Source organism: Devosia salina (assembly GCF_019504385.1).
In the GTDB taxonomy this organism is placed as follows: Bacteria; Pseudomonadota; Alphaproteobacteria; order Rhizobiales; family Devosiaceae; genus Devosia; species Devosia salina.
This window is the reverse complement of sequence record NZ_CP080590.1, coordinates 2,326,125-2,350,428: the sequence shown is the minus strand read 5'-3', so window position 1 is coordinate 2,350,428 and position 24,304 is coordinate 2,326,125. Positions and strand designations below refer to the sequence as shown.

The following is a 24,304-nucleotide window of genomic DNA, read 5'->3' as shown; positions in this document are numbered from 1 at the left end:
GCTGTCACCCCACCCTCATTCCCTCCCCATCAAGGGGAGGGAGGCGCAGGGCCGAGGCGCCGGTGTTCATCGTCTCCCTCCCCCTTGTGGGGAGGGATCAAGGGTGGGGGTTCTCACCCAAGAGAGTTGAGGTCGTTCAATGACCGTCGTCCCACGCATCGAAGGCCAGGCCGAGCTCAATGTGCTGGGCGAGCCGCTGCAGCCCTGTTCGCATGATCCGCTGACCGGCTATTTTCGCTCCGGCTATTGCGCTGCGGGGGAAGAGGGCGCGGCGGTGCACCTGATCTGCATCGCGGCGACGGAGGCATTCCTCGCCTATTCGAAGAGCGTCGGCAACGATCTCTCGACACCGCGTCCGGAGTTCAATTTTCTGGGGCTGGTGGCGGGCAATCGCTGGTGCCTGGTGGCCGCGCGCTGGGCGCAGGCGCACAATGCCGGCAAGGCGCCGCGGGTGTTCCTGCGCTCGACGAACCAAAAGGTGCTGGACCTGATTCCGCTGGAATTTCTCAAGGCTTACGCGCTGGATTTGAACTAGAGCATTTCCCGTTCTGATTGAATCAGAACGGGAGCTCTATCTCTTTGTTGTGCCACGCTTTCGAACCGCAAAAGTGGTGTCCACTTTTGCTGAAAGCGCTCTAGGGATTCAGCCCTGTTCCGCCGCAAGCAACCGATCCAGGCTCCGGAAACTCATCTCCATGCCCTCGGCCATGCCCGTTGCGGCAACCATGTCGCGATGGGCGAGGGACGTGTAGGTCAGCGTGTTGAGCAGCCTGGTGCCGCGACCGTCGAGTTCGAAAGCGAGCTCGGCGCGATAGGCTGGGCCCATAACGCCGCCGTCGAACACTTCCTGGCTGTCGATATAGCGGATGGCGTCGATCTGGCTGATGTCGCCCGAGACCGCGAGGAAGCCCTCGCCACCGGGGCCGTGCCACTCGAAGCGATAGGAGCCGCCCGGACGGGCATCATAGGCGCAAACCGGCATGGTCCAGCCGTCGGGGCCGGTCAGCCAGCGGCGGATGAGGCTGGGCTGGGTGTAGCAGGCATAGACCAGATGCGGCGGCGCGGTGAAGCCGCGGGTAATGACGATCTGGGTGTCGGTAGGCGTTGTGACCGAGAGGGGATCGCCAAACTGCATCAGGAATGCTCCTAGTTTTTCCCCGCGGCGGCTTCGAGGCGCTGCAACTCGTCGAGGAGATCGTCGAGGCGGCCGAACTGGGCCTGCCAGTATCTGCGATATTCGATCAACCAGCCGGTGGCCTCTGCCAGCGGTTGGGCCTCGAGATGCACCGGCCGCTTCTGGGCGTCACGGCCGCGCGATACCAGGCCGGCCTTTTCGAGCACCTTGAGGTGCTTGGAGATGGCAGGCTGGCTCATGGCGAAGGGCTCGGCAAGGGCCATGACGGTCACATCGCCCTCCTGGGCCAGCCGCGCCAGGATGGCCCGCCGCGTGGGATCGGACAGGGCATGGAAGGTGGCGTCAAGGCGCGCCGCATTGCTCATTGCAGAGGAGTCCGTTACAAAACCATTCAGTTATTTGTACGGTTTTCGCGCTGGCCGGGTCAAGCCGTGCCGCCGGGTATGGGCGTGCCGGGGGCCAAGAGGCCCTCATCGGCCAATGTGCTCCACAGCGCGGCGGGAATGCGGATGTCCCACCAGTCGAGAATGCCGTCCAGTTCGGCCGGCGACCGGGGGCCGGGCAGCACATTGCAGACGGCCGGGTGGGTGAGGGGGAATTGCAGCGCGGCGGCGGGCAGGGGCACGTTGAACGCCTTGCACACCGCTTCGATGGCGCGAACGCGCGCGACGACATCGTCGGGGGCCTTGGCGTAGTTGAACGTGTCGCCTCCCACCAGAATGCCGGAATTGAACGGACCGCCGACCACCACCGAGGCCTTGCGCTCGATGCAGGTGGTCATGAAGGGCGCCAGGGCCGTCTGTTCGAGCAGGGTATAGCGGCCGGCCAGCAGGAACACGTCCCAGTCGCCCAGACCGAAGGCGTCCATGCACACTTCCCACTCGTTGACGCCCAGGCCAATGGCCTTGACGGTGCCGCCGTCGCGCAGCTCGCGCAGGGCCCTGTAGCCGCCGGACGCCAATTGCGCCCAGAGCGGCTTGTTGCCCTCGACGCCATGGGTCGCGGCGCCGATATCGTGGACATAGAGGATGTCCACCTTTTCAAGGCCCAGCCGCTGCAGGCTGTCTTCGTATGAGCGCAGGATGCCATCGTAGGAATAATCGTAGAGCTGGTCGAAGGGCAGGGGATCGACCCAATTGCCCTTGTCCTGCCGGTCGGGGGAGACCGGGGTGAGGCGCCGCCCCACCTTGGTGGAGATGATCGGCCGGGGGCTGGCCTCGCGTACCACCTCACCCACCAGATGTTCCGAGCGTCCCAGACCATATTGCGGCGCCGTATCGACATAGTTGATGCCCACTTCGAGGGCATGGCGCGCCGTGGCACGCGCCTGATCGGCAGGCACCGCCGAGAAGATGCCGGCCAGGCTTGCGCCGCCCAGGCCCAGCGTGGTCATCGCCAGATCGGTCTGGGCAACGCGGCGTTTCTCGAAGCTGCGCGCGGTCATGTCATCCTCCCAAATGCTTGGAAGACAACTGACATGTTAGTTGAACGGAGTAAAGACGGGAGCCGCAGATCGGGTGGCCGTCACCTGTAGCGGGACGGGACTTTTCAATCCTGCCGCCTGCGGGCGGCCCACACGATCAGCGCAATGCCCGCCAATATCGCAAACAGGACGATGGCGAAGCCGGCATAGAGCCAGAATATGTCCATGGTCAGATCTCCAGAGCGCTCCGGAGACCATAGGGCGGTACCGGCGGCGCCGCTTGACGGAAATCAAGGGCGCCGCAGGCGGCTCTAGTAAAGGCCGTTGATGATGACCGGCTTGTCCTCTTCCACCCGCACGGGATTGCGCAGGGGCAGGCCGAACTGGCTTTCCTCGATTTCGAAGACGTCATCGGGCTGGGTGGAAATGCCGTCGGCAAAGCTCAGCGTCGCCGTGCCGAACATATGCACGTGGACGTCGCCGGGCTGGCAGAACAGGTCATATTTGAAGTGGTGATATTCGAGATTGGCGATGGTGTGGCTCATATTGTCCTCGCCCGAAAGGAACGGCTTTTCCCACAGCACCTTGCCGTCGCGGAAGATGCGCGACATGCCCTCGATATGGCGCGGCAGGTTGCCCACCCGCAGTTCGGGGCCGAAGGAGCAGGCGCGCAGCTTGGAATGGGCGAGGTAGAGATAGTTGATCCGCTCGGTCACGTGATCGGAGAATTCATTGCCCAGGGCAAAGCCCAGCCGGCGCGGCTGGCCGTGCTGGTCGATGACATAGATGCCGGCGATTTCCGGCTCCTCGCCGGCATCCAGCGCGAAGGCAGGCGAGGGGATGGGATGGCCGGGATTGACCACGATATGGCCATTGCCCTTGTAGAACCATTCGGGTTGCACGCCCTTCTGGCCAGCCTCGGGCTTGCCGTTTTCCAGACCCATGCGGAACATCTTCATGCTGTCGGTCAATTCACCGGCGGGCTTTTCGCCATTGGCCTTGTGCATCGCGTCGCGCGTGGCGGCGGAGCCCAGATGGGTGAGGCCGGTGCCCGTGACATGGAGATGGGCTGCATCAGGATGGTCGATCGGGGCCAGAAGCCGACCCTCGCGGGCCAGCGCCAGCTTGTCCACGACCTCGCCCAATCCCTTGCCGTCGATGGCCGCCGAAAGACCGCCCTGGCCGGCCGCAAGCGCTTGCTGAACCAGGTCATAGACGGTGGTGACGCCGTTGACGCGGTGCGTCTGCCCCTCGCGGGTGACGGCGACGGCGCGGTTTCCCTTGTCATCGTAATACTGGATCAGGTGCATGGGGCGGTCCTTGGAAATGAAGTTGGCGCATAAAACGTCCCCGGCGCACAACTGTCCAGTCAAAAATCATACTTTTGAAGCGCTGCAGACGCGCGCGACAGAATCGCCCTATCAGCGCAGAGCGCGTCTCCGGTGTCGTTCGGGAATGTTCTCATTTTGTCCCTTGACGGGATCGAAACAAAATGAGAACAAATAAAGCACGGACAGAACACATCAGGCATCAGCCACTCTCGTTGCATGGGCCTCGGGAGCGTGAAATAAGGAGACAGCATTATGGCAGCTTCGCCGCTTCGCGTTGTTGAGGGTGGATCGATGGACAAGGACAAGGCTCTCGCAGCCGCGCTGAGCCAGATCGAGCGGAATTTCGGCAAGGGCTCGATCATGCGCCTGGGCGAAAACGCCGCCATCGAGGTCGAGGCGATCTCGACCGGTTCGCTCGGTCTCGACATCGCGCTGGGCATTGGCGGCCTGCCCAAGGGACGAATCGTCGAGATTTTCGGGCCGGAAAGCTCGGGTAAGACGACGCTGGCGCTGCATGTCATCGCCGAAGCGCAGCGCAAGGGCGGCATTTGCGCCTTTGTCGATGCCGAACATGCGCTCGACCCGGTCTATGCCCGCAAGCTGGGTGTCAATGTCGACGACCTGCTGATCTCCCAGCCCGATGCGGGCGAACAGGCCCTGGAAATCACCGATACGCTGGTGCGCTCCGGCGCCATCGACGTGCTGGTGGTGGATTCGGTGGCGGCGCTGACCCCGCGCGCCGAACTCGAGGGCGAAATGGGCGACAGCCTGCCCGGGCAGCAGGCGCGCCTGATGAGCCAGGCCATGCGCAAGCTGACCGGCTCGATTTCCAAGTCGAAATGCCTTGTCATCTTCATCAACCAGATCCGCATGAAGATCGGTGTGATGTATGGTTCGCCCGAGACCACCACGGGCGGCAATGCGCTGAAATTCTACGCCTCGGTACGCCTCGACATCCGCCGCATCGGCGCGCTCAAGGATCGCGAGGAGATCGTGGGCAACCAGACCCGCGTCAAGGTGGTCAAGAACAAGCTGGCGCCGCCGTTCCGTCAGGTCGAGTTCGACATCATGTATGGCGAGGGTATTTCCAAGACCGGCGAATTGCTCGATCTGGGCGTCAAGTCCGGCATTGTCGAGAAGTCCGGCGCCTGGTTCTCGTGGGATAGCCAGCGATTGGGCCAGGGACGCGAGAATTCCCGCCAGTTCCTCAAGGACAATCCCGAAATTGCGGCCACCATCGAGCAGGGCGTGCGCGAAAGCTCGGGCCTGCTGGGCGAAGTTCTGCTGGTTGCCGGAGGCGAGGACGACGCGAGCAGCGACGATTGATCCTCCCGATCCCATGCAGTGATTTGAGGCACCGGTTCACCGGTGCCTTTTTTCTTGTCTTCTGGACGCTGCAGGCGATGCCGCAATGCTGGACAGGTCCAAGTGCTGCGGGATAGAAAGCCCCGGAAATTAGTTCTTTGGGCGCGGACGCGCCCGCTCGCCATGAAAGCCTCTGCATGACCAGCGTAAACGACCTCCGTTCGAGCTTTACCGGCTATTTTGCCCGCAACGGCCATGAGGCCGTGTCGTCGAGCCCCCTGGTGCCGCGCAACGATCCGACGCTGATGTTCACCAATGCGGGCATGGTGCAATTCAAGAACGTCTTTACCGGCGTCGAAAAGCGCCCCTATTCCACCGCCACGACAGCGCAGAAATGCGTGCGGGCGGGTGGCAAGCACAATGACCTCGACAATGTGGGGTTCACCGCGCGGCACCACACCTTCTTTGAAATGCTGGGGAATTTCTCCTTTGGCGACTATTTCAAGGACCGGGCGATCGAACTGGCCTGGAACCTGCTGACCAAGGATTGGGGCCTGCCCAAGGAAAAGCTGATGGTCACCGTCTATCAGGACGATGACGAGGCGATGGCGTTGTGGAAGAAGATTGCCGGCCTGTCCGAGGATCGCATCGTGCGGCTCGGCGCCAAGTCGAACTTCTGGCAGATGGGCGATACGGGCCCCTGCGGACCGTGCTCGGAAATCTTCTACGACCATGGCGACAAGATCTGGGGCGGCCCTCCGGGCTCGCCGGACGAGGATGGCGATCGCTGGATCGAGATCTGGAACCTGGTGTTCATGCAGTTCGAGCAGCATGCCGACGGTTCGCGCACCGGCCTGCCGCGCCCCTCGATCGATACAGGCATGGGCCTTGAGCGCATCGCGGCGGTGATGCAGGGCGTGCACGACAATTACGACATTGACCTGTTCAAGGCGCTGATCGGCGCCGCGGCCAATGCCACCAATGCCGATGTCAATGGCCCGGGCAACCGCAGCCTCCGCGTCATTGCCGATCATTTGAGGTCGATGAGCTTCCTCATCGCCGAAGGCGTGCTGCCCTCCAATGAGGGGCGTGGCTATGTGCTGCGCCGGATCATGCGCCGCGCCATGCGCCATGCGACCCTGCTGGGTGCTTCCGAGCCGGTCATCCACAAGCTGGTGCCGACCCTGGTGCGCGAGATGGGCCAGGCCTATCCCGAACTGAGCCGCGGCGAAGCGATGATCGCCGAGACGGTGCGGCTCGAGGAGGGGCGCTTCCTCAAGACGCTGGGCCGTGGCTTGCAGATCCTGGAAGCCGAGACCGCCAATCTGGGCGAAGGCGCCGTGCTCGATGGCGCCACGGCCTTCAAGCTCTACGACACCTATGGCTTCCCGCTCGACCTGACCCAGGACGCGCTGCGTTCGCGCAACATTTCGGTGGACCAGGCCGGTTTCGACGCCGCCATGGCGCAGCAGAAGGCCGAGGCCCGCAAGAACTGGGCCGGTTCGGGCGAAGCGGCGACCGATACCGTCTGGTATGGGTTGGCGGATCGGCTCGGCCCGACCGAATTCCTCGGCTATGAGACCGAGACGGCCGAAGGCGAGGTCAAGGCGCTGCTGGTCGATGGCGCCGAGGTGGATGCCATTGCTGCCGGGCAGGAGGGCATCGTGGTGGTCAACCAGACGCCCTTTTATGGCGAGAGCGGCGGCCAGGTTGGCGATACCGGCCTCATCAAGGGCGAGGGGGTCGTGGTCGACGTCCTCGATACCGGCAAGCATCACGGGGTCTTCGCGCATAAGGTGAAGGTGAGCGAGGGCACGCTCCGGCTCGGACAGGCGGTGGAGCTGCTGGTCGATCACGATCGCCGTTCGTCCATCCGCGCCAACCATTCGGCCACGCATTTGCTGCACGAGGCGCTGCGCATCGTGCTCGGCGACCATGTCGCCCAGAAGGGCTCGATGGTATCGGCCGAGCGGCTGCGTTTCGACTTCGTGCACACCAAGCCGATGAGCCCACAGGAAATGGCCGAGGTCGAGGACATCGCCAATGCCATTATCCTGCAGAACACGCCGGTCGAGACACGGTTGATGGGTGTCGAGGAAGCCAAGGATTCGGGCGCCCGCGCGCTGTTTGGCGAGAAATATGGCGATGAAGTGCGGGTGGTCTCCATGGGCGAGCCCACGGGCAATGGTCTGGGGTGGTCGGTGGAGCTGTGTGGCGGCACGCATGTGCGGCGCACCGGTGACATCGGACTGGTGTCGGTTGTCTCCGAAGGCGCCGTGGCCGCCGGCGTGCGCCGCATCGAGGCGCTGACCGGCAATGCGGCCCGTCACCGCGGCAATGCCAATACGGCGATCGTCGCTTCGGCCGCGGGTCTGCTCCGCTCCGGGACGCACGAGGTGCTCGACCGCATCGAGGCGCTGCAGGGCCAGCTCAAGAGCGCCGAAAAGGCGCTGGCCGATGCCCGGCAGAAGCTGGCGCTGGGCGGGGGCGGTGAAGCCGCCGGCGCCAATGAGACCGTCAATGGCGTCACCTTTGTGGGGCGCGTCGTCGAAGGCGTTGCTGCCAAGGACATCAAGTCGGTGGTCGATGCGGAAAAGAAACGCATCGGGTCCGGCGTGGTCGTCATGGTGCTCAAGGGCGATGACGGCAAGGGCACGGTAGCCATCGGGGTCACCGATGATCTGACCAGCCGCTATGCGGCCGGCACGCTGATCAAGTCGGCAACGGCTGCTCTGGGCGGGCAGGGCGGTGGCGGCCGGCCGGACATGGCCCAGGGCGGCGGCCCGGACGGCTCCAAGGCCAATGACGCCATTGCAGCCATCAAGGCGTTGATCTAGGCGCACAGTCATAGCTGCAAGCAGGGCCCCGGGGTCAAACCCGGGGCCCTGCTTTTTGGGCTATTGCCCGATGCGGAAGAAGAAGATGCGCGGCTTCCAGCGGATGGGCGTCTTTTCCGTGAGAACATTGAGCAGCCCCGCCCCGACCACGATCAGCATGCCGATGATGGCAATCCAGTCGGGATATTCGCCGAAGAAGAGTGCGCCGAACAGGATGGCCCAGATCAGCTGGCTATACTGTACCGGCGCTATCAGGTTGGCCGGCGTCTGCTTGCTGGCCTGGATCAGCAGCAGGCCGCCCATGCCGCCCAGAAGGCCGATGCCCAGCAGCACGCCGAGCTGGGCAGGTGTGGGCAGCACGAAGGTCGGGGCCATGAGCGCGGCATTGACGATGGCCGAATAGAGCACCTGCAGCCCCACCAGGCTTACGCGGCGCTCCTTCTGGGCCACGTGGCGCAGCACGGTGGTGGTGATGGCGCCCATGACGGCGCCGAGCATCATCACGAAGTGCCCGGTTTCCAGGGCGCGCAGGCCCGGCCGGATCACCAGCACCACGCCCATGAAGCTGATGAACAGCAGCACCCAGCGATGCAGCGCCACGTGTTCGCGCAGGACCAGCACCGAGAGCAGCGTGACGAAGAGCGGGGTGGTAAAGCCGATCGAATAGACATCGGCAAAGGCGATGTGGGTGAAGGCATACATCACGCAGGCGGTGCCGGTAATGGCGGTCAGGCAGCGCAGATGCACCAACCAGGGATGATGCAGCTTGTAGGCATCGCGCCAGCGCTCGCCGCGCTTGGTCAGCATGGCCGGAATGATCGAGAAACTGGTGGTGAAAAAAGCGATCTCGAAGACCGAGAGGGCGGGGCCCGTGGCCTTGATCAGCGCATCGGCGACGGAAAAACTGGCATAGGCCAGAAAGGCAAGAACGACGCCGAGGGGCATCAACATTATCCAAATCAGAAAGGAGCGGACTCAAAGGGAGGTGTACACACCATAAAGGCCCGGCCGACGTCCGTCATTGGGACAAAACGGGGATTTGCACCGGCGCGGTCAAGGCTCTGCGGCCGATCCCGCTATGTGTCCAGGGGCCCAGACGACCAGAAAGCGATTCTTCTGTCGGTGCGGAGGTTTTCGGGCCAGACTGGCAGACAATCGCCGCGGGCCGCATGGCAAGTCTGAACCGACCGTTCATGCTGGCTTCATCGTCGGCGTGGCCAAGTTGCGCGCGGTCGCCGGGTCGTGGCGACGCCAAGTTTCTGGAGGGCTATTTTGATGAAGATACTGGGCAAGGCGATAATGGGTGCCGCTTTGGCGCTGGGGCTGGCATTTCCTGCCGCTGCGGCCGAAAAGGCCATCATCGTGCTGGATGGATCGGGCTCGATGTGGGCGCAGATCGAGGGAGAGGCGCGCATCACCATTGCGCGCGAAACGCTCGCCTCGGTGCTGGCCGAACTGCCGGCCGATCTCGAACTGGGCCTGATGACCTATGGGCATCGCGAAAAGGGCAATTGCGCCGATATCGAGATGCTGGTCGAGCCCGCGGCGGGCAGCGGCGCTGCCATTGCCGCGGCGGCGGACGAGATCAATCCCAAGGGGATGACCCCGCTCAGCGACGCGGTGCGCATGGCCGCCGAAGCGCTGCGGTTTACCGAGGAAAAGGCGACGGTGATCCTGATCACCGATGGGCTCGAGACCTGCGAGGTCGATCCTTGCGCCCTCGGCAATGAACTGGAATCTCAGGGCATCGACTTCACCACGCATGTGCTCGGGTTCGGACTCTCGGACGAGGAGGGGCGGCAGGTCGCCTGCCTCGCCGAGAATACGGGCGGGAAATATCTCTCGGCGCAGAATGGCGACGATCTGGTTGCGGCGCTGACCGAAACCGTCGCCGAGGTGGCACAGGCCGCGCCGGAGCCTGCGCCTGCGCCGGAACCAGAGCCCGAACCGGCGGCGCTCGAGACCAATTTTACCATCGAAGCCGTGCTGGCCGAAGGCGGCGAGCCGCTGACCGACGCCAATGACGATGGCTTTGCCTGGACCCTGCGCCAGGGCGAGGAGAGCATCGACTACGGCTATGACATTCCGAGCAGGTTTGTCGAACCGGGCGAATACGAGCTGGAGGTGCGTTATGGCGAGGCTGCCGTAACCCTGCCGGTCAGCGTGTCGGCGGACGAACTGGCCGCCCCCTATGTCGTGCTCAATGCGGGCGTGGTGGTCCTGCGGGCTTTTGCGGCTGAAGGCCAACCCGTCAGCGATGGGGCTGCGCTCAATGTCTACTATCCCGGCGGCGACACCTATGGCTATGGCGAGGGCACGTTCCGCATTCCCGCCGGCGAAATCACCATCAAGGCCAGGGTTGGCGAAGGCGAGGTTTCCGAGACCTTCACCCTGGCGGCAGGTGAAACCGTCGAGAAGGACCTGATTGCCGGCGTCGGCCTGGCAGTGGTCAATGCCGCCTATGTCGAGGGCATGGCGGTGGAGGACGGCGGCATGGCCGTAAATGTGTTCAAGGCCGCCAAGGCGATCGATGGATCGCGCGAGGAAGTGGGCTATGGCTACGGCCCCGGCAATGAATATCAATTGCCGCCGGGCGACTACGTTGCGGTGGTGCGCATGGGTGAAGCCTCGGTCGAAGTTCCCTTCACCGTGGCCAGCGGTGAGCGGGTGGAGGTGATGGGCATTCTCGAGGCCGGGGTCGTGGCCCTGACCATGCCCGAAGCCGATGCGTTCAACCTCTATGCGGCCAAGAAGGACATTCAGGGCAATCGTGCCGAAGTCGGCTACGGCTATGGCGGGGAATACCAAACCACCCTGCCGAGTGGCGACTATGTGGTGGTCACCCGCTATGCCGATGACAGTGTCACCGAGACCCCGTTCTCGGTGACAGCCGGGGAGCGGACCGAGGTCACCGTCGAAAAGGGCGCTGCCAAGTCAAAGACCAAATAGGTCAGGCCGGACGGAATGGAGAAGGGCGCCCCGGTGGCGCCCTTTTTTCGTCAGTCGTCAAAGCTCACATCGCCGCCGCTCGATGTATCCACATCGCGCTGCTGCGGATTGCCTTCGACCTCGATATCGCCACCGCTGGAGGCCGCGGCGCGAACCCGCTCGGACAGGCGGGCGCTGATATTGGCGCCACTCGATGCCTGCAGATCGCCGGACTTTGCCTCCAGGGCGTCGGCGCTGATATCGGAACCGCTGGACGCGTCCAGGTTGATCGTTTCGGCGGTGCCCGAGACGGAAATGTCCGAACCGCTCGACGCATTGGCATCAAGCTGACGCAGCCGGGCGTTTTCGAGGGTAATGTCGGCGCCGCTGGACGCATCGAGTTTAAGAGTGTCCGCGGCAATGCCGTTGAGCGTGATGTCCGCGCCGGAACTGGCCGATGCCGCGTGCAGGGCAGGCAGGGTGATGTCCAGCGTGACCGCATTGCCGCTGTTGAACAGCATGCCGACCAGGCCGCCTTTCAGGATGAAATCGAGGAAATTGCTCTCGATGCGGGCGACCAGCACGCCGTTCTCGACCCTGAGGTCGAGATTGTCGAGGGCATCGGCGCTGCGCGAATGGGCGCGGATGCTGAAGCTGTCCGCCAGCGACACATTGGCATCGAGGCCGGTGGCGATGTCCACGCCGGTAAAGCCGGACAGATCGAAGGTCTTTTCCTGGGCCTGGGCAGAGCCGGACAGGGCGAGGCCGGCAAGGCCGGCGGCAAGCAAGGCGTTCCTGGTTTTCATTGATGCGTCTCCCTCTATGCGCTCAATGGGAGATGGGTGCGCGCCTGCCAGGTTCAAGCACCGCCGGGGCGGTGAATTTGACGGCGCCACCCTTGATAGGCACATCGATGTGACCTAGAGGGCAACAAAAAAGCCGGGGCAGATGCCCCGGCTTGGTCTTTGGCAGGCCGGCTGGCTTACGCCATGGCCTTCTGCAGGTTCTGGTCAATGGCATCGAGGAAGCCCAGCGTGGTCAGCCAGGGCTGGTCCGGGCCGACGAGCAGGGCCAGGTCCTTGGTCATCTTGCCTTCCTCGATGGTGTCGACGGTGACCTTCTCCAGCGTCTCGGCAAACTTGGCCAGTTCGGCATTGTTGTCGAGCTTGGCGCGGTGGGCGAGGCCACGGGTCCAGGCGAAGATCGACGCGGTCGAATTGGTCGAGGTTTCCTTGCCCTGCTGGTGCTGACGGTAGTGGCGGGTGACAGTGCCGTGGGCGGCCTCGGCTTCCACGATCTTGCCATCGGGCGTGGCGAGAACCGAGGTCATCAGGCCCAGCGAGCCGAAGCCCTGTGCCACGATGTCGGACTGCACGTCGCCGTCATAGTTCTTGCACGCCCAGACATAGCCGCCGGACCACTTGAGCGCCGAGGCGACCATGTCGTCGATCAGGCGGTGCTCGTACCAGATCTTCTTGGCTTCGAACTTGTCCTTGAACTCGGCGTCGTAGATTTCCTGGAAGATGTCCTTGAAGCGCCCGTCATAGGCCTTGAGGATGGTGTTTTTGGTGGAGAGGTAGACCGGCACGCCGCGGGCGAGGCCGTAGTTGAAGCTCGAATAGGCGAAATCGCGGATCGAGTCGTCGAGATTGTACATGGCCATGGCGACGCCTGCGCCCGGGGCCTGGAACACTTCGTGCTCGATGACTTCGCCATCTTCGCCGGTGAACTTGATGGTCAGCGTGCCCTTGCCGGGGAACTTGAAGTCGGTGGCGCGGTACTGATCGCCAAAGGCATGGCGGCCGACGATGATCGGCTGGGTCCAGCCCGGCACCAGGCGCGGCACGTTCTTGCAGATGATGGGCTCGCGGAAGATCACGCCGCCCAGGATGTTGCGGATGGTGCCGTTGGGCGACTTCCACATCTTCTTGAGCTTGAATTCCTCGACGCGCTGCTCGTCGGGGGTGATGGTGGCGCACTTGATGCCGACGCCATGCTTCTTGATGGCATTGGCGGCGTCCACGGTCACCTGGTCATTGGTGGCGTCGCGGTTCTCGACCGAGAGGTCGTAATATTCGATCGGCAGATCGAGATAGGGATGGATGAGCTTGTCCTTGATCGCCTGCCAGATGATGCGGGTCATCTCATCGCCGTCGAGGTCGACGACCGGGTTGGCGACTTTGATCTTGCTCATCGAATTGCTCCCTTGCAAATGCTGTTTCGGGCCCTTGGCCGAGTTCGGCCGCCCGTATAGCACCGCCAGCGCAAAGCGCAAAGACGGGCTCGGCAAGGGGCCTTGCCGGATAGGGCGGAGCTATTTCGGCGGCAGCGACTTTACGAAGGCGTGGGCGCGGTCGATCCATTCGCCGAGCGCGAAATCCTCCTCGATCGCGTCGCCAGAGACCACCACGAAACCCGTCATGGTCTTGCTGCCCATGGTCATGATGCCGGCGCCGGGCAGGGCGAGGGCCTTGTCCATCCCTTCCTTGCCCACGCGCACCAGCAACGAGCCGTCCTTCATCGGGCCCACCAGCATGTTGCCCTCGAGCATGAAGGCAATGCCACCGAACATCTTCTGCTCGCGGATGGCGGCATTGGGCAACAGGTCCCGGATGCGGTTTGCCAGCTCCTCCGACGCCATGCTCATCTGTGTGTCTCCGGTCGGTAGGCGGAATGGTGGGGGATGTGGTCGTCGATCAGGTCCCAGCCGGCCTGGCTGCGGGCAAAGATCAGCTGGTTGGGCACGTACCAGTCGTTCTGGCCGGCAAAAAGACCCACCGGAACGATGCGGAAGGCTGGAGCACGCGACGACTCGGCGAAGATGGTGGTGCCGCATTCGGGGCAGAAGTGACGGGTGAAGTTCGCCCCCGAATCAGCTGGCCGCACGAAGCTTTTGGTTGCTCCGGTGACTTTGGTTGCAGCCACTGGGAACAGAACGATGGAGGAGTGTCCGCTGCCCGACGCCTTCTGGCAGTTCTGGCAGGCGCACTGGAACATGGAGACCGGGCGCCCCTTGATGGCGAGGGTGACCGCGCCGCAATCGCAGCTGGCCGCGAGATCGAGTTCAGGCAGGTCATGGGTGCTCATGGGCGGCAGGCTGGCATGCGGCTCGCGGGGCCGCAAGCACTGCTTGCCAAGTGGCGTTCGCAGGGTGACAGTGCCGCGCCCGGGGAGGGACCATGGCGCTGCATCCCGATTTTCCATTGACGACCGACCGGCTGCGCCTGCGACCCTTCACCCGGGGGGATGTCGATGCGGTATTCGGCTATCGCGGTCGTGAGGATGTGGCGCGCTATCTCTTCGACCCGCCGCTCAGCCGCGAAGAATGCGCCCTGGCGATCCAGCAGCGCACCGCCCAGACCGGCTTTGCCGAGGAGGGAGATCGGATCGTGCTGGCCGTCGAAACGCTGGACGATGGGAAGCTGGTGGGCGAGGTGTCGCTGATCTGGCGGTCGGTGGACGCGCGCCAGGGCGAGATGGGGTGGATTTTTCATCCGGCGTTCCAGGGGCGGGGTTATGCCAGCGAAGCCGCCAATGCCATGCTCGACCTTGGCTTTACCGGCGGCGACCTGCATCGCATCTTTGCCCGCTGCGATGCACGCAACGAACCCTCCTGGCGCCTGATGGAGCGCCTGGGCATGCGCCGCGAAGCGCATTTCCGCGAGCACGCCCTGTTCAAGGGCGGGTGGGACGAGGAATTCTACTATGCCATCCTGCGCAAGGAATGGCTCTCGCTCCGTCATTCCGTCGCCGACTGAGGGGCCGTCAGCACACCGTCAAATTGGCAAGATATTCTCCCGTTCCGCAGGAACCGGACTCGGCCAGGCACGTTTCCGGCTTGGTGCGTTCGGGATGCTGGGAGGAAGCCGGATCATGTCGTCATTGCGTCTGCCTGTGGAAACCGACCGCCTGCTCCTGCGCCCCTTCGAACGTGGCGATATCGAGGCGGTCGGCCGCTACCACATATTGCCCGCCGTGCAGCGCTACATGGTGCGCCCCACCCGCTATATCGAGGATGTCGCTGCCGCCATCGCGATCATGCGCAAGCAGGTTGAGCTGCACCGGCCCGGCGACACGCTGACCCTGGCCATGGTGCGCAAGGGGGACCACCAGCTGGTCGGGCAGGTGAGCCTCAACTGGTCCGACGCAACCGCGGGGCAGGGCGAGGCCCGTTTCGCCATCGACCCCGCTGAGAGCGGCAAGGGCTATCTCACCGAGGCACTGACCGCGCTGTTCGACCTTGCCTTCGATCATTTCCGCATCCACCGGCTGATGGTACGCTGCGATGGGCGCAGCCATCATTCCATCAAGCTGATGCAGAAGCTCGGCATGCGGCTCGAGGCGCATTATCGCGAACACGCCCTGTTCCAGGGGGAATGGGACGAGGAGCTGCATTTTGCCGTGCTCGACCGGGAGTGGCGCCCCAGCGCCAAGGTACACCACCTGCCCGTGCGTGACCGCGTCGCCTGATTTGCCCGAACGCCGCATTTGGGCTATGTCGCCGCCAGTTTCAGCGGATTGACGGCATATGGCAGGCACCGACAGCTCACTTCCCATCACCCTGGCACCGACTCCGGCCATTATCCTGTGCGAGCCGCAGCTGGGTGAGAACATTGGCGCCGCCGCCCGTGCCATGGCCAATTTCGGGCTTTGGGACCTGCGCCTGGTGCGCCCGCGTGACGGCTGGCCCAATGAAAAGGCCATCGCCTCTGCGTCGCGCGCCGACCATGTGCTGGAGCGTGTCCGCGTTTTCGAAACCCTCGAAGAGGCCATGGGCGATCTGACGCTGGTCTATGCGACCACTGCCCGTTCGCGCGATATGCAGAAAGAGGTCTATGGGCCGGAAGAGGCCTCGCAAGCCATGGCCGCGCATATCGGCACTGGGCAGAAGGCGGGCCTGCTGTTCGGTCGTGAGAAGTGGGGCCTGCTCAATGACGAGGTGGCCATGGCCGATGCCATCGTCACCCTGCCGGTGGAGGCCGCCTTTGCCTCGCTCAACATCGCCCAGGCGGTGCTGCTGATGTCCTATGAGTGGCGCCGGACCAGCGAGGCGGGAAGGGCATTGCCCTTTGGCGACAATCTGGCGGAGGCCGCGCCGCGCAGCGAATTGGTTGGCCTGTTCGAGCATCTCGAAGGCGTGCTCGACCAGACCGGGTTCTTCACCACGCCGGACAAGCGTCCCAGCATGGTCAACAATCTGCGCACCGCGCTCACCCGCGGCCGTTTCACCAGTCAGGAAATCCGCACCCTTCGCGGGGTGATCTCCTCCATCGACCGCCGCCACGAGCGGCCCAATCCCAACCGGATGAAGAAGATCGAGGACACCGGGGCGGAGGAGTAGCGCAGCCTTCTGAGATCACCTTCCACCCGGCAATCACGTCGGGCAGAAGAGGTTCATCTCTTTCCCCTTTGACCCTTCATCGCCGAAATGCGATGAGCGATGCACCATGAGTGCACCCGCCCCTTCCGAGCCCTCCAAGCTCGCCTTCACCTATATCGGTTTCCGCTTTTTCTGGCTGACCACGCTATTGGTCAGCTTTGCGGTGCAGATCATGTCGGTCTCCATCGCCTGGCAGATCTATGATGTCACCGGCAATGCCTTCCTGCTGGGGCTGGTGGGGCTCTGCCTGTTCCTGCCGGCGCTGCTCCTGATCCTGGTCACGGGCCTCACCGCCGACCGCTTCAACCGGCGTGGCATCATGGCGGTGTGTCTCAGCGTCGAATTGCTCTGTGCGCTGGGTTTCCTGGCCCTTGTCAATGTCGAGGCGCATGAGGTCTGGCCGATCTTCGTCATTCTCGTCGTCCTGGGCACCGCCCGGGCCTTCTGGGGCCCCGCCGCGCAATCACTGGCGCCAAACCTGGTTCCCCCCGAAGCCCTCTCGAACGCCATCACCATCAACGCCTCGGCCTGGCAGTTCGCGTCCATTACGGGTCCGGCCGCGGGCGGGCTGCTCTATGGTCTCTCGCCCAGTTTCGCCTTCGGCACCGGGGCGGCGCTGCTGATCTGCGCCGTCGTGACCGTGCTCCTGATCCCGCGTCCCGCCCGGCGGGAATCGCATCAGGCGACGAGCCTTGAAACCATGTTCGGCGGCTTTCGCTACATCTTTTCCAACAAGGTGGTGCTGGGCGCCATTTCGCTCGACATGTTCGCCGTGCTGATGGGCGGGGCCGTGGCGCTGCTGCCGGTCTATACCAAGGATATCCTGCATGCCGGCCCGACCGAGCTGGGCCTCCTGCGCGCCGCCCCGGGCATGGGCGCCATCGTCATGGCCTTGTGGTTGACCCGCTTCCCGGTGCGCGACCATGCGGGCAAAATCCTGTTCCTGTTCGTGGGCCTGTTCGGGGCCTTCACTGTCGTCTTCGGCTTCTCGACCACTGTCTGGGTGTCCATACCGGCGCTGGCGCTGGTCGGCGCCTCGGACATGGTCAGCGTCTCCATCCGCGAGACCATCATGCAGCTCTGGACACCCGAAGAGGTGCGCGGGCGCGTCAATGCGGTCAATTCCGTCTTCATCGGCGCCTCCAACGAGCTGGGCGAGTTCCGCGCCGGCACGGTGGCGCATCTGCTTGGGCCGGTGCCTGCCGTGGTCATTGGCGGTTTCGGCGCCATGGCCGTGGCCGTTATCTGGAGCCGCATCTTTCCGCAATTGCGCGAGCAGCGGCATATCGACAAGCGCATGGCCTGAGCCTGGTGCCGCCGACTTGACCGCCGTCAAGACGGCAAGCCCTCTCGCGCATCAAGCTCGTCAGGCATCGTCAACCGGGGCCGCGTGGTCCCTGGATCGGTGCGTGATTGACGAGGAGGCTCAATTGCGACGAACAAGTCTGGCCATCGCTGGCGTTATGCTGGGAATGATGGCGAGTGCATCCATTGCCCAGGATACCGGGATTGGTTCCGATGCGTACACGGCCGCCTGCGCCGTCTGTCACGGATCGGACGGAAAAGGCGGCGGCGAATTCGCTGACATCCTGACCGTGAAGCCACCCGATCTGACGGTGCTGCGTGCCAATAATGACGGCGTGTTTCCCTATCTCGATGTCTTCCAGGTCGTGGATGGTCGCACAACCATCCGTGCCCATGGGACATCCGCCATGCCGATCTGGGGAAACACCTTCAAGCAGGAGATCGGTGAGTCTGCCGGGCCTTTCGGCTCCGAACTCCTGGTGCGCGCCAGGATCACCGCCCTGGTGGACTATATCGAGTCTATCCAGCAATAGCGGCAAAGGGCGCGCCCCGGCGTGCCCTTCGTCCTTGACTCCCCGGCCTCGGCCCTCTAAGACGCGGCCACCTATTCCGGCCTTCGGGCCCATAGGCGCACCCGGGATTCTCTAAAGGGAGTCTGTCGGTCCTGGTGAAAGCCAGGGCAGAGGAGGGCGCGATCCATTCAACCGGTCCCTGGGACGCATGGCCTTTTCCAACGAAGGGTCTGCGACCGTTCGGGGCCAAGCTTATGAAAAGGATACGCGATGTCGAAGCGTCATTCCGTAAAGTACAAGATTGACCGCCGCCTTGGCGAAAACATCTGGGGCCGTCCGAAGTCCCCGCTCAACGCTCGTGCCTATGGCCCCGGCCAGCACGGCCAGCGCCGCAAGGGCAAGCTGTCGGACTATGGTCTGCAGCTGCGCGCCAAGCAGAAGCTCAAGGGCTATTACGGCTCGATCACCGAGAAGGGCTTCCGTCGTCTCTATGACGAAGCCAACCGTCGCAAGGGCGATACCGGCGAAAACCTGATCGGCCTGCTCGAGTCGCGCCTGGACGCCATCGTCTACCGCGCCAAGTTCGTGCCGACCGTGTTCGCTGCCCGTCAGTTCGTCAGCCACGGCCACATCCTGGTCAACGGCAAGCGCGTCAACATTCCGTCCTACCAGGTCAAGGTCGGCGACAAGGTCGAGATCCGTGAGCGCTCCAAGCAGCTCACCGTCGTTCTCGAGGCCGTTCAGCTCGCCGAGCGTGACGTTCCGGACTATGTGGAAGTCGACCACAACAAGATGACCGCGACCTATGCCCGCGTCCCGACCCTGTCGGACGTGCCCTATCCGGTCCAGATGGAACCGAACCTGGTCGTCGAATTCTACTCGCGTTAATCGCGACGACGAAGCTACCGAATTGGAAAGGGCCGCTCCTTGGGAGCGGCCCTTTTTTTGCCGGGTCGAAGGTTGCCCATACGGACACCGCCTCGGGTCCAAGCACGCTCTGTTGTCCCTGCAAGCGCGGTTCCGGCCTCGGACGTTGTCGCAGGTCGCTCCAGCAATTGGCGTTCGTTTGGGCTGGTGCTCGGGGCGGGCCACGGACGGGCAGGTGTGATGGGCGGCTCCCACCAACACCAACAAACAGGCCGCCCCGAAGGGTGGCCTGTTTCGTTTCGAGGGACCTAGATGGTCGCTTCTTCGCCAAGCTCCTCCTTGATGGGCATCTGGTCCTTGGGAATGAAGCTCTCGAAGCGCTTGAGGCGCATATAGATCGACTGCAGTTCCACGATGGTGGTCCAGGCCCGGGCAAAGAACTGGAACGAGCTGGCCACCTGGCCGAAGGCCTGCTGGACCTGCTGATAGATGCCCAGGGTGATCGTGCCGGCCAGGATCGAGGGTGACAGGGTCAGGAGTGGCACATAGCCGGCCACCTGAAGGTAGGCGTACCGCGCCAGGTTGAAGTAGGTGTAGTGGAAGTACAGCCGGAAGTAGTTGCGCTGCACGTTGGCGAAGAGCTCGCGGAAACTGGGGGGCGCGGCGCGCTCCTCATTGTCCTCGCCATAGACCAGCTCCTTGCGCAGGGCCGCTTCCACCTTCTGGTTTTCGAAATTGAGGCCAGGCAGGCGAATGCCCACGATCCACAGCAGCCCCGTGCCAAAGGCGGCAACGACCAGCGCGACCCACACCAGTCCACCGGGGACGTCGCCAAACACCGGCAATTCGGTGATGTGCTGCGACAGGCCCCACAGGATGGGCAGGAACACCACCAGCGTCAGGAGCGAGTCCAGGAAGCTCGTGCCAAGGTCTTCGACGATGGAGGCGAAGCGCATGGTGTCTTCCTGGACGCGTTGCGCTGAGCCTTCCACGGTGCGGACCTTGCGCCAATACTCCATGTAGTAGGAGGTCATCGCCTTGCGCCAGCGGAACACGTAGTGCGAGTTGAAAAAGGCCAGCATGACCAGGAAGATGATATTGGGCAGCAGCACCGCCATCAGGGTGATCACATAGGGCCAGTAGGTCTCCGGCGCGACCGAGCCCGGATTGCTCAGGGCGCCCTGCAACACGTTGAAGAAGCCGCCTTGCCAGTCGTTGATGAAGGCGCTGAGCTGGACCTGGCTATAGGTCGCCAGGAACAGCACCGAGCTTCCGACCACGCTCCACCAGTACCATTCGTTGCGCTTGTAGAAATACCAGAAGGCACAGAAGGCCGCCGTGCAGAGCAGGATGTACCAGTATTCCCAGATGCGCGATCCATTGAGAAAATTGGTGTCCTCGGTGACACAGTTGGCGGCAACGGCCGCCGCCTCGGGAATGGCTGCCTGTTCGGTTGCTGGCGCCGGTGCCGTCGGGTCCGTTGCCTGTGGGCCGCCTTCGGGGGCAGGCAGGGCGTTGGGATCAGGCGCGACTGGTGTTTCGGCCATGGGCACCTGGTCGGGCGAGCAGATCGCCGGGGCCAGGAAGCGATCGATACTGATCACGCCGCGCACGGGTTCTCCGGCCAGCTGAAAGATCAGCGTGGTCAGCAACATCCACAGGACGGCCGAGGAGAAGAAGATTTTCGGATCGGGGAAGAAGGAGCGGAACACCGGGAGACTCCAGGGTGTCGAAAGGGTGGTGTCATCTAACTGTGGCAAACGGCTTAAAACAAGGACGGGAAGTTAAGCTTTGGTAAGGTTCTGCCGTTGTCCCCCGGGCGTTCTTGCGTTCCGTCCGCAGGCGCTGCAGTCGAGCCCGATCCCAAACAAGAAAGTGGCACCGGCCTTCCCATCCGGCCACGGGGACGGTATCAGCTACGCAAACGTTCCAAAGAGAGTTTCGCCATGACCTCGGTGATGGAAGCCCCCGCCAAGGCGGACGACGACGCCGACACCGGTGCCCACCCGATCTATGCCCATGCGCCGCGCTCGGTGGAGTTCAACAAGCTGCGCAAGCGCCTGATCCGCAATACCCGCGAGGCGCTGGACAAGTTCGGCATGGTGCGGCCGGGGGAGAAATGGCTGATCGCCCTGTCCGGCGGCAAGGACAGTTATGGCCTCTTGGCGCTGCTGCTGGATTTGAAGTGGCGCGGCCTGCTGCCGGTCGAACTGCTGGCCTGCAATCTCGATCAGGGGCAGCCGAACTTTCCCAAGCATATCCTGCCCGAATTCCTGACCGGGCTCGGCATCGAACACCGCATCGAATACCAGGACACCTATTCCATCGTCACCGACAAGCTTCCGGCCGGCGCGACCTATTGCTCGCTCTGCTCGCGGCTCAGGCGTGGCAATCTCTACCGCATCGCGCGGGAGGAGGGGTGCACGGCGCTGGTGCTCGGCCACCATCGGGACGATAGCCTTGAAACGTTCTTCATGAACCTCTTCCATGGCGGCAAGCTCGCGGCCATGCCGCCCAAGCTGGTCAATGACGAGGGCGATCTCGAAGTGCTGCGCCCCCTCATCTATTGCGCCGAAGAAGACCTGCAGCGCTTTTCCGATGCAATGCAGTTTCCCATTATCCCTTGCGACCTCTGTGGTTCGCAGGACGGGTTGCAGCGCAATGTCACCAAGGCCATGCTGACCGACATGGAACGCGCCATGCCAGGGCGCAAGGATGTGATGATCCGCGCGCTGGGCAATATCAATCCCAGCCATATGCTCGACCCGCGCCTGTTTGATTTCGCGGGCCTTTCCTTCAAGCCAAAGGACGCCTGACGCCATGAATATCGACCGCCTCGCCGCCATCCTGAAACAGGCTGCGCAGGAGGAGATCATGCCGCGCTTCCGGCGGCTGGACGAAGGCACGATCAAGACCAAGACCGGCGCATTTGACCTCGTCACCGAGGCCGATGTCGGCGCCGAGCGGGTCATCACCGCCGCCATCAATGCGCATCGCCCCGATGCCATCGTCATCGGCGAGGAAGCGGTTTCGGCCAATCCGAAATTGCTCGATACCAATTTCGAGGATCGAATCGTGATCTACGTCGATCCCGTTGATGGCACTGCCAATTTTGCCGGCGGGCTGCCGCTCTTTGCGGTCATGGCATCGGTGGTTCAAAATGGCGAGACGGTTGCCGGCGTGATCTATGATCCGGTGGGCGACGACGTCGTGATGGCCGAACGCGGCTGCGGCGCCTGGCAGGTCTTTCCCGATGGCCGCACGCTGCGGCAGACCTTTGCTGCGGCAGTGCCGCTGGCAGAAATGGGGGGCCTTGCCTCCACGGCCTTTCTCCCGCCGGAACAGCGCCGCGCCGTCATGGGCAATCTGAGCCAGGTCAAGATGACCGCGAACTATCGCTGTGCCGGGCACGAATATCGCTATGCGGCCGGCGGCAATGTGCATTTCATGATGTATGCCAAGCTGATGCCCTGGGACCATGTGGCCGGTGCGCTGATCATGCGTGAGGCGGGCGCGCATGTGGCCAAGTTCGATGGCTCGCCCTATCGCCACACCGATCTGGATGGTGGCCTGCTGGTGGCCTCGGACGAGGAGAGCTGGAACGCGCTGCGCCGCGAGGTTTTTGCGGTCTAGGATTGTCGAAGGGCGCGATGCTGGTTCGTCACATTGGCAGTGACCACAGGAGAACCATATGTCCTTTCAGGCCTATCTCGACGCCGTCGAAACCAAGACCGGCAAGACGCCGCGCCAGATCGTCGAAGAAGCGAAGTCGAGAGGTTTCGATGATCCCAAGGTCAAGGCCGGCCAGATCCTGGATTGGCTCAAGGCGGATTATGCCCTGGGCCGCGGGCACGGCATGGCGCTGGTGCATGTCATCAAACGCGGCCCCGAGATCGACCTGAAACATGTCGGCACCGCCGGTGTGCACCGGGATGAGAGCAATATGCTCTGGCTCGACGGCGCGGCAACTAGGCCGCGCTGAGGGCCCGCGCTGCTGCCTCGATCGCGCCTGATCCGTGGGGGATGCCCAGCGCGCACAGCCCTGCCTCCATGGTGCCGAGCACACCCATGACCATATGGGCGTTGACGTGACCCATATGGCCGATGCGCAGATAATCGCCATAGGCCGGTTCCTGCGGCAGCGCCATGCCAAGGCCGATGCCCAGCGTCACCCCGGCTTCGGTCTCGAGCCAATGCCGCAGGCGGCCGGCGCCGCCATTGGGAATGGTGGCGGCGGTGACGGAATGGCCGCGTGCCTCCGGCTCGGCCACGTTCAGCCCGATCCCCGAGCCGTCCGCGCCCCAACTGGCAAAGGCCGCCCAGATGGCACCGGCCAGCCGCTTGTGTCGTGCCCACGCGGCCTCCAGGCCTTCCTCGTCGAGAAGCATCTTGAGCGCTTCGTGCAACCCGTAGAGATGCTGGGTCGGTGGCGTGCCGCCGAAATACTGCCAATAGGCTTCGGCATGGACGCGCGGGGTGATGCTCCAATAGGGCGTCGCCAGGTCGGCTTGTTGCGCGGCCGCAAGCGCCTTGTCGGAGAACCAGAGCAGGGCCAGCCCCGGCGGCAGCATCATGCCCTTCTGGCTGGCCCCGATCAGCACGTCGATGCCCCAGTCGTCCATGCGCAGCTCGTCGCAACCCAGCGAGGCAATGGCGTCGACTGCCAGCAGCGCGGGGTGGTCCGCCGCGTCGATGGCATTGCGGATGGCGGCCAGGTCGTTGCGAGTGCTGGAGGCCGTATCGACATGGGTGACCATGACATATTTGATCCGCCGGTCCTTGTCCGCCCTTAGGGCCTCTGCGATCCGGACCGGATCGGCGGGCCGACGGCCGAAGTCGAGCAATTGCACGTCCACGCCCATCCGTGCTGCCGCGTTCGCCCAACCCATGCCGAAGACGCCACTGGCGATGGCCAGCGCCTTGTCGCCGCGCGAGAACATGTTGGTCAGCGCCGCCTCCCAGCCGCCATGGCCGTTGGCGATGTAGATGGCGGCATGGTGCCGCGTGCCCGCCAGCCGCTTGAGCCCGGCGAAGACGGTGTGGGTGATCTCGATGATGTCGCCCTCATAGATATTGGGCGAGGCGCGATGCATGGCGTTGAGCACCCGGTCGGGAATGACCGAGGGGCCCGGAATGGCGAGATAGGTACGACCGGCGGTGAAGGACATGGAGAATCCAGGAAGGCGGGACCGGGTAAGACTATCCGGCCGGTTGGCTCTGGCAAGCGGGGCGTGTGCATGGCGGCTTGCCACGACTCATAAGTCTGTGCTTATGTGTTGGT

At 63.6% G+C, this 24,304-nt stretch carries 24 protein-coding genes; 13 read left to right on the top strand and 11 right to left on the bottom strand.

Features of this window, described 5'->3' with window-relative positions:
• Positions 1–139: 139 nt before the first annotated feature.
• Complete coding sequence (locus K1X15_RS11400; RefSeq protein ID WP_220303722.1) at positions 140–535, top strand: DUF2237 family protein; 396 nt, start codon at positions 140–142, stop codon at positions 533–535.
• 108 nt (positions 536–643) lie between these two features.
• On the opposite strand, the gene K1X15_RS11395 is transcribed toward K1X15_RS11400, so the two are convergent.
• The 4 genes from K1X15_RS11395 to araD1 all read right to left on the bottom strand — a co-directional run bounded on the left by K1X15_RS11395 (position 644) and on the right by araD1 (position 3,868).
• The gene (locus K1X15_RS11395; protein WP_220303721.1) at positions 644–1,135 is read right to left on the bottom strand and encodes an SRPBCC domain-containing protein; all 492 of its coding nucleotides are present in this window, start codon (positions 1,133–1,135) and stop codon (positions 644–646) included.
• Positions 1,136–1,146: 11 nt separating this feature from the next.
• Entirely contained in the window at positions 1,147–1,500 is a 354-nt protein-coding gene (locus K1X15_RS11390; RefSeq protein ID WP_220303720.1) for an ArsR/SmtB family transcription factor, read from the bottom strand.
• A 59-nt stretch (positions 1,501–1,559) separates the two neighbouring features.
• Entirely contained in the window at positions 1,560–2,579 is a 1,020-nt protein-coding gene (locus K1X15_RS11385) for an aldo/keto reductase (protein WP_220303719.1), read from the bottom strand.
• A 290-nt stretch (positions 2,580–2,869) separates the two neighbouring features.
• Positions 2,870–3,868, bottom strand: a complete 999-nt coding sequence (gene araD1, locus K1X15_RS11380; protein ID WP_220303718.1) for an AraD1 family protein — start codon at positions 3,866–3,868, stop codon at positions 2,870–2,872.
• Positions 3,869–4,141: 273 nt separating this feature from the next.
• Between araD1 and recA the strand changes: the two genes are divergently transcribed.
• The gene (gene recA / locus K1X15_RS11375; protein ID WP_220303717.1) at positions 4,142–5,215 is read left to right on the top strand and encodes a recombinase RecA; all 1,074 of its coding nucleotides are present in this window, start codon (positions 4,142–4,144) and stop codon (positions 5,213–5,215) included.
• 176 nt (positions 5,216–5,391) lie between these two features.
• Positions 5,392–8,031 carry an alanine--tRNA ligase gene (gene alaS, locus K1X15_RS11370; protein ID WP_220303716.1) on the top strand — a complete coding sequence of 880 codons (2,640 nt, stop codon included), beginning with the start codon at positions 5,392–5,394 and terminating at the stop codon, positions 8,029–8,031.
• A gap of 60 nt (positions 8,032–8,091) precedes the next feature.
• On the opposite strand, the gene K1X15_RS11365 is transcribed toward alaS, so the two are convergent.
• Positions 8,092–8,976 carry a DMT family transporter gene (locus K1X15_RS11365; protein WP_220303715.1) on the bottom strand — a complete coding sequence of 295 codons (885 nt, stop codon included), beginning with the start codon at positions 8,974–8,976 and terminating at the stop codon, positions 8,092–8,094.
• Between the two features lie 330 nt (positions 8,977–9,306).
• On the opposite strand from K1X15_RS11365, the gene K1X15_RS11360 reads away from it, so the two are divergent.
• The gene (locus K1X15_RS11360; RefSeq protein WP_220307519.1) at positions 9,307–10,980 is read left to right on the top strand and encodes a vWA domain-containing protein; all 1,674 of its coding nucleotides are present in this window, start codon (positions 9,307–9,309) and stop codon (positions 10,978–10,980) included.
• Positions 10,981–11,030: 50 nt separating this feature from the next.
• Here the strand turns inward: K1X15_RS11360 and K1X15_RS11355 are convergent, their stop codons facing one another.
• The 4 genes from K1X15_RS11355 to K1X15_RS11340 all read right to left on the bottom strand — a co-directional run bounded on the left by K1X15_RS11355 (position 11,031) and on the right by K1X15_RS11340 (position 14,046).
• The gene (locus K1X15_RS11355; RefSeq protein WP_220303714.1) at positions 11,031–11,765 is read right to left on the bottom strand and encodes a head GIN domain-containing protein; all 735 of its coding nucleotides are present in this window, start codon (positions 11,763–11,765) and stop codon (positions 11,031–11,033) included.
• Positions 11,766–11,941: 176 nt separating this feature from the next.
• Positions 11,942–13,153 carry an NADP-dependent isocitrate dehydrogenase gene (locus K1X15_RS11350; RefSeq protein ID WP_220303713.1) on the bottom strand — a complete coding sequence of 404 codons (1,212 nt, stop codon included), beginning with the start codon at positions 13,151–13,153 and terminating at the stop codon, positions 11,942–11,944.
• Positions 13,154–13,273: 120 nt separating this feature from the next.
• Positions 13,274–13,606: a TfoX/Sxy family protein gene (locus tag K1X15_RS11345; protein ID WP_220303712.1), complete on the bottom strand. Its 333-nt coding sequence runs from the start codon at positions 13,604–13,606 to the stop codon at positions 13,274–13,276.
• Positions 13,603–14,046, bottom strand: coding sequence for a GFA family protein (locus tag K1X15_RS11340; RefSeq protein WP_220303711.1), 444 nt, complete (start codon positions 14,044–14,046; stop codon positions 13,603–13,605). The genes K1X15_RS11345 and K1X15_RS11340 overlap by 4 nt, the downstream gene beginning before the upstream one ends.
• Positions 14,047–14,138: 92 nt before the next feature.
• Between K1X15_RS11340 and K1X15_RS11335 the strand changes: the two genes are divergently transcribed.
• The 6 genes from K1X15_RS11335 to rpsD all read left to right on the top strand — a co-directional run bounded on the left by K1X15_RS11335 (position 14,139) and on the right by rpsD (position 19,044).
• Positions 14,139–14,717, top strand: coding sequence for a GNAT family N-acetyltransferase (locus K1X15_RS11335; protein ID WP_220303710.1), 579 nt, complete (start codon positions 14,139–14,141; stop codon positions 14,715–14,717).
• Positions 14,718–14,832: 115 nt separating this feature from the next.
• Complete coding sequence (locus tag K1X15_RS11330) at positions 14,833–15,429, top strand: GNAT family N-acetyltransferase (protein ID WP_220303709.1); 597 nt, start codon at positions 14,833–14,835, stop codon at positions 15,427–15,429.
• A gap of 58 nt (positions 15,430–15,487) precedes the next feature.
• Positions 15,488–16,300 carry an RNA methyltransferase gene (locus K1X15_RS11325; protein WP_220303708.1) on the top strand — a complete coding sequence of 271 codons (813 nt, stop codon included), beginning with the start codon at positions 15,488–15,490 and terminating at the stop codon, positions 16,298–16,300.
• Positions 16,301–16,406: 106 nt separating this feature from the next.
• Complete coding sequence (locus K1X15_RS11320; protein ID WP_220303707.1) at positions 16,407–17,645, top strand: MFS transporter; 1,239 nt, start codon at positions 16,407–16,409, stop codon at positions 17,643–17,645.
• Positions 17,646–17,661: 16 nt separating this feature from the next.
• A complete protein-coding gene (locus tag K1X15_RS11315) occupies positions 17,662–18,177 on the top strand; it encodes a c-type cytochrome (protein WP_240549471.1) in 516 nt (171 codons plus the stop codon).
• A gap of 249 nt (positions 18,178–18,426) precedes the next feature.
• Positions 18,427–19,044: a 30S ribosomal protein S4 gene (gene rpsD, locus K1X15_RS11310; protein WP_220303706.1), complete on the top strand. Its 618-nt coding sequence runs from the start codon at positions 18,427–18,429 to the stop codon at positions 19,042–19,044.
• Between the two features lie 287 nt (positions 19,045–19,331).
• Here rpsD and K1X15_RS11305 read toward each other — a convergent pair whose 3' ends face one another.
• Entirely contained in the window at positions 19,332–20,735 is a 1,404-nt protein-coding gene (locus tag K1X15_RS11305) for a putative transporter (protein WP_220303705.1), read from the bottom strand.
• 246 nt (positions 20,736–20,981) lie between these two features.
• On the opposite strand from K1X15_RS11305, the gene ttcA reads away from it, so the two are divergent.
• Genes ttcA through K1X15_RS11290 form a run of 3 tightly spaced genes read left to right on the top strand, consistent with a single transcriptional unit; the run spans position 20,982 to position 23,005 of the window.
• Complete coding sequence (gene ttcA, locus K1X15_RS11300) at positions 20,982–21,839, top strand: tRNA 2-thiocytidine(32) synthetase TtcA (protein ID WP_220307517.1); 858 nt, start codon at positions 20,982–20,984, stop codon at positions 21,837–21,839.
• A gap of 4 nt (positions 21,840–21,843) precedes the next feature.
• Positions 21,844–22,656 (top strand): inositol monophosphatase family protein, encoded by an 813-nt coding sequence (locus K1X15_RS11295; RefSeq protein WP_220303704.1) that lies wholly within the window; start codon positions 21,844–21,846, stop codon positions 22,654–22,656.
• A gap of 58 nt (positions 22,657–22,714) precedes the next feature.
• Positions 22,715–23,005: a DUF4287 domain-containing protein gene (locus tag K1X15_RS11290; protein WP_220303703.1), complete on the top strand. Its 291-nt coding sequence runs from the start codon at positions 22,715–22,717 to the stop codon at positions 23,003–23,005.
• On the opposite strand, the gene K1X15_RS11285 is transcribed toward K1X15_RS11290, so the two are convergent.
• Positions 22,992–24,191 (bottom strand): pyridoxal-phosphate-dependent aminotransferase family protein, encoded by a 1,200-nt coding sequence (locus K1X15_RS11285; RefSeq protein WP_220303702.1) that lies wholly within the window; start codon positions 24,189–24,191, stop codon positions 22,992–22,994. The genes K1X15_RS11290 and K1X15_RS11285 overlap by 14 nt on opposite strands.
• Between the last annotated feature and the right edge of the window lie 113 nt (positions 24,192–24,304).

What these genes read in the sequence shown, in the direction of transcription:
- K1X15_RS11330 (WP_220303709.1), top strand. Translation starts at nt 14,833, where the DNA reads ATGTCGTCATTGCGTCTGCCTGTGGAAACCGACCGCCTGCTCCTGCGC.
- K1X15_RS11290 (WP_220303703.1), top strand. Translation starts at nt 22,715, where the DNA reads ATGTCCTTTCAGGCCTATCTCGACGCCGTCGAAACCAAGACCGGCAAG.
- rpsD (WP_220303706.1), top strand. Translation starts at nt 18,427, where the DNA reads ATGTCGAAGCGTCATTCCGTAAAGTACAAGATTGACCGCCGCCTTGGC.
- K1X15_RS11340 (WP_220303711.1), bottom strand. Translation starts at nt 14,046, where the DNA reads ATGAGCACCCATGACCTGCCTGAACTCGATCTCGCGGCCAGCTGCGAT.
- K1X15_RS11390 (WP_220303720.1), bottom strand. Translation starts at nt 1,500, where the DNA reads ATGAGCAATGCGGCGCGCCTTGACGCCACCTTCCATGCCCTGTCCGAT.
- K1X15_RS11365 (WP_220303715.1), bottom strand. Translation starts at nt 8,976, where the DNA reads ATGCCCCTCGGCGTCGTTCTTGCCTTTCTGGCCTATGCCAGTTTTTCC.
- K1X15_RS11325 (WP_220303708.1), top strand. Translation starts at nt 15,488, where the DNA reads ATGGCAGGCACCGACAGCTCACTTCCCATCACCCTGGCACCGACTCCG.
- K1X15_RS11335 (WP_220303710.1), top strand. Translation starts at nt 14,139, where the DNA reads ATGGCGCTGCATCCCGATTTTCCATTGACGACCGACCGGCTGCGCCTG.
- K1X15_RS11385 (WP_220303719.1), bottom strand. Translation starts at nt 2,579, where the DNA reads ATGACCGCGCGCAGCTTCGAGAAACGCCGCGTTGCCCAGACCGATCTG.
- K1X15_RS11285 (WP_220303702.1), bottom strand. Translation starts at nt 24,191, where the DNA reads ATGTCCTTCACCGCCGGTCGTACCTATCTCGCCATTCCGGGCCCCTCG.
- K1X15_RS11350 (WP_220303713.1), bottom strand. Translation starts at nt 13,153, where the DNA reads ATGAGCAAGATCAAAGTCGCCAACCCGGTCGTCGACCTCGACGGCGAT.
- alaS (WP_220303716.1), top strand. Translation starts at nt 5,392, where the DNA reads ATGACCAGCGTAAACGACCTCCGTTCGAGCTTTACCGGCTATTTTGCC.
- K1X15_RS11295 (WP_220303704.1), top strand. Translation starts at nt 21,844, where the DNA reads ATGAATATCGACCGCCTCGCCGCCATCCTGAAACAGGCTGCGCAGGAG.
- K1X15_RS11360 (WP_220307519.1), top strand. Translation starts at nt 9,307, where the DNA reads ATGAAGATACTGGGCAAGGCGATAATGGGTGCCGCTTTGGCGCTGGGG.
- ttcA (WP_220307517.1), top strand. Translation starts at nt 20,982, where the DNA reads ATGGAAGCCCCCGCCAAGGCGGACGACGACGCCGACACCGGTGCCCAC.
- araD1 (WP_220303718.1), bottom strand. Translation starts at nt 3,868, where the DNA reads ATGCACCTGATCCAGTATTACGATGACAAGGGAAACCGCGCCGTCGCC.
- K1X15_RS11355 (WP_220303714.1), bottom strand. Translation starts at nt 11,765, where the DNA reads ATGAAAACCAGGAACGCCTTGCTTGCCGCCGGCCTTGCCGGCCTCGCC.
- K1X15_RS11345 (WP_220303712.1), bottom strand. Translation starts at nt 13,606, where the DNA reads ATGAGCATGGCGTCGGAGGAGCTGGCAAACCGCATCCGGGACCTGTTG.
- K1X15_RS11395 (WP_220303721.1), bottom strand. Translation starts at nt 1,135, where the DNA reads ATGCAGTTTGGCGATCCCCTCTCGGTCACAACGCCTACCGACACCCAG.
- K1X15_RS11400 (WP_220303722.1), top strand. Translation starts at nt 140, where the DNA reads ATGACCGTCGTCCCACGCATCGAAGGCCAGGCCGAGCTCAATGTGCTG.
- recA (WP_220303717.1), top strand. Translation starts at nt 4,142, where the DNA reads ATGGCAGCTTCGCCGCTTCGCGTTGTTGAGGGTGGATCGATGGACAAG.
- K1X15_RS11320 (WP_220303707.1), top strand. Translation starts at nt 16,407, where the DNA reads ATGAGTGCACCCGCCCCTTCCGAGCCCTCCAAGCTCGCCTTCACCTAT.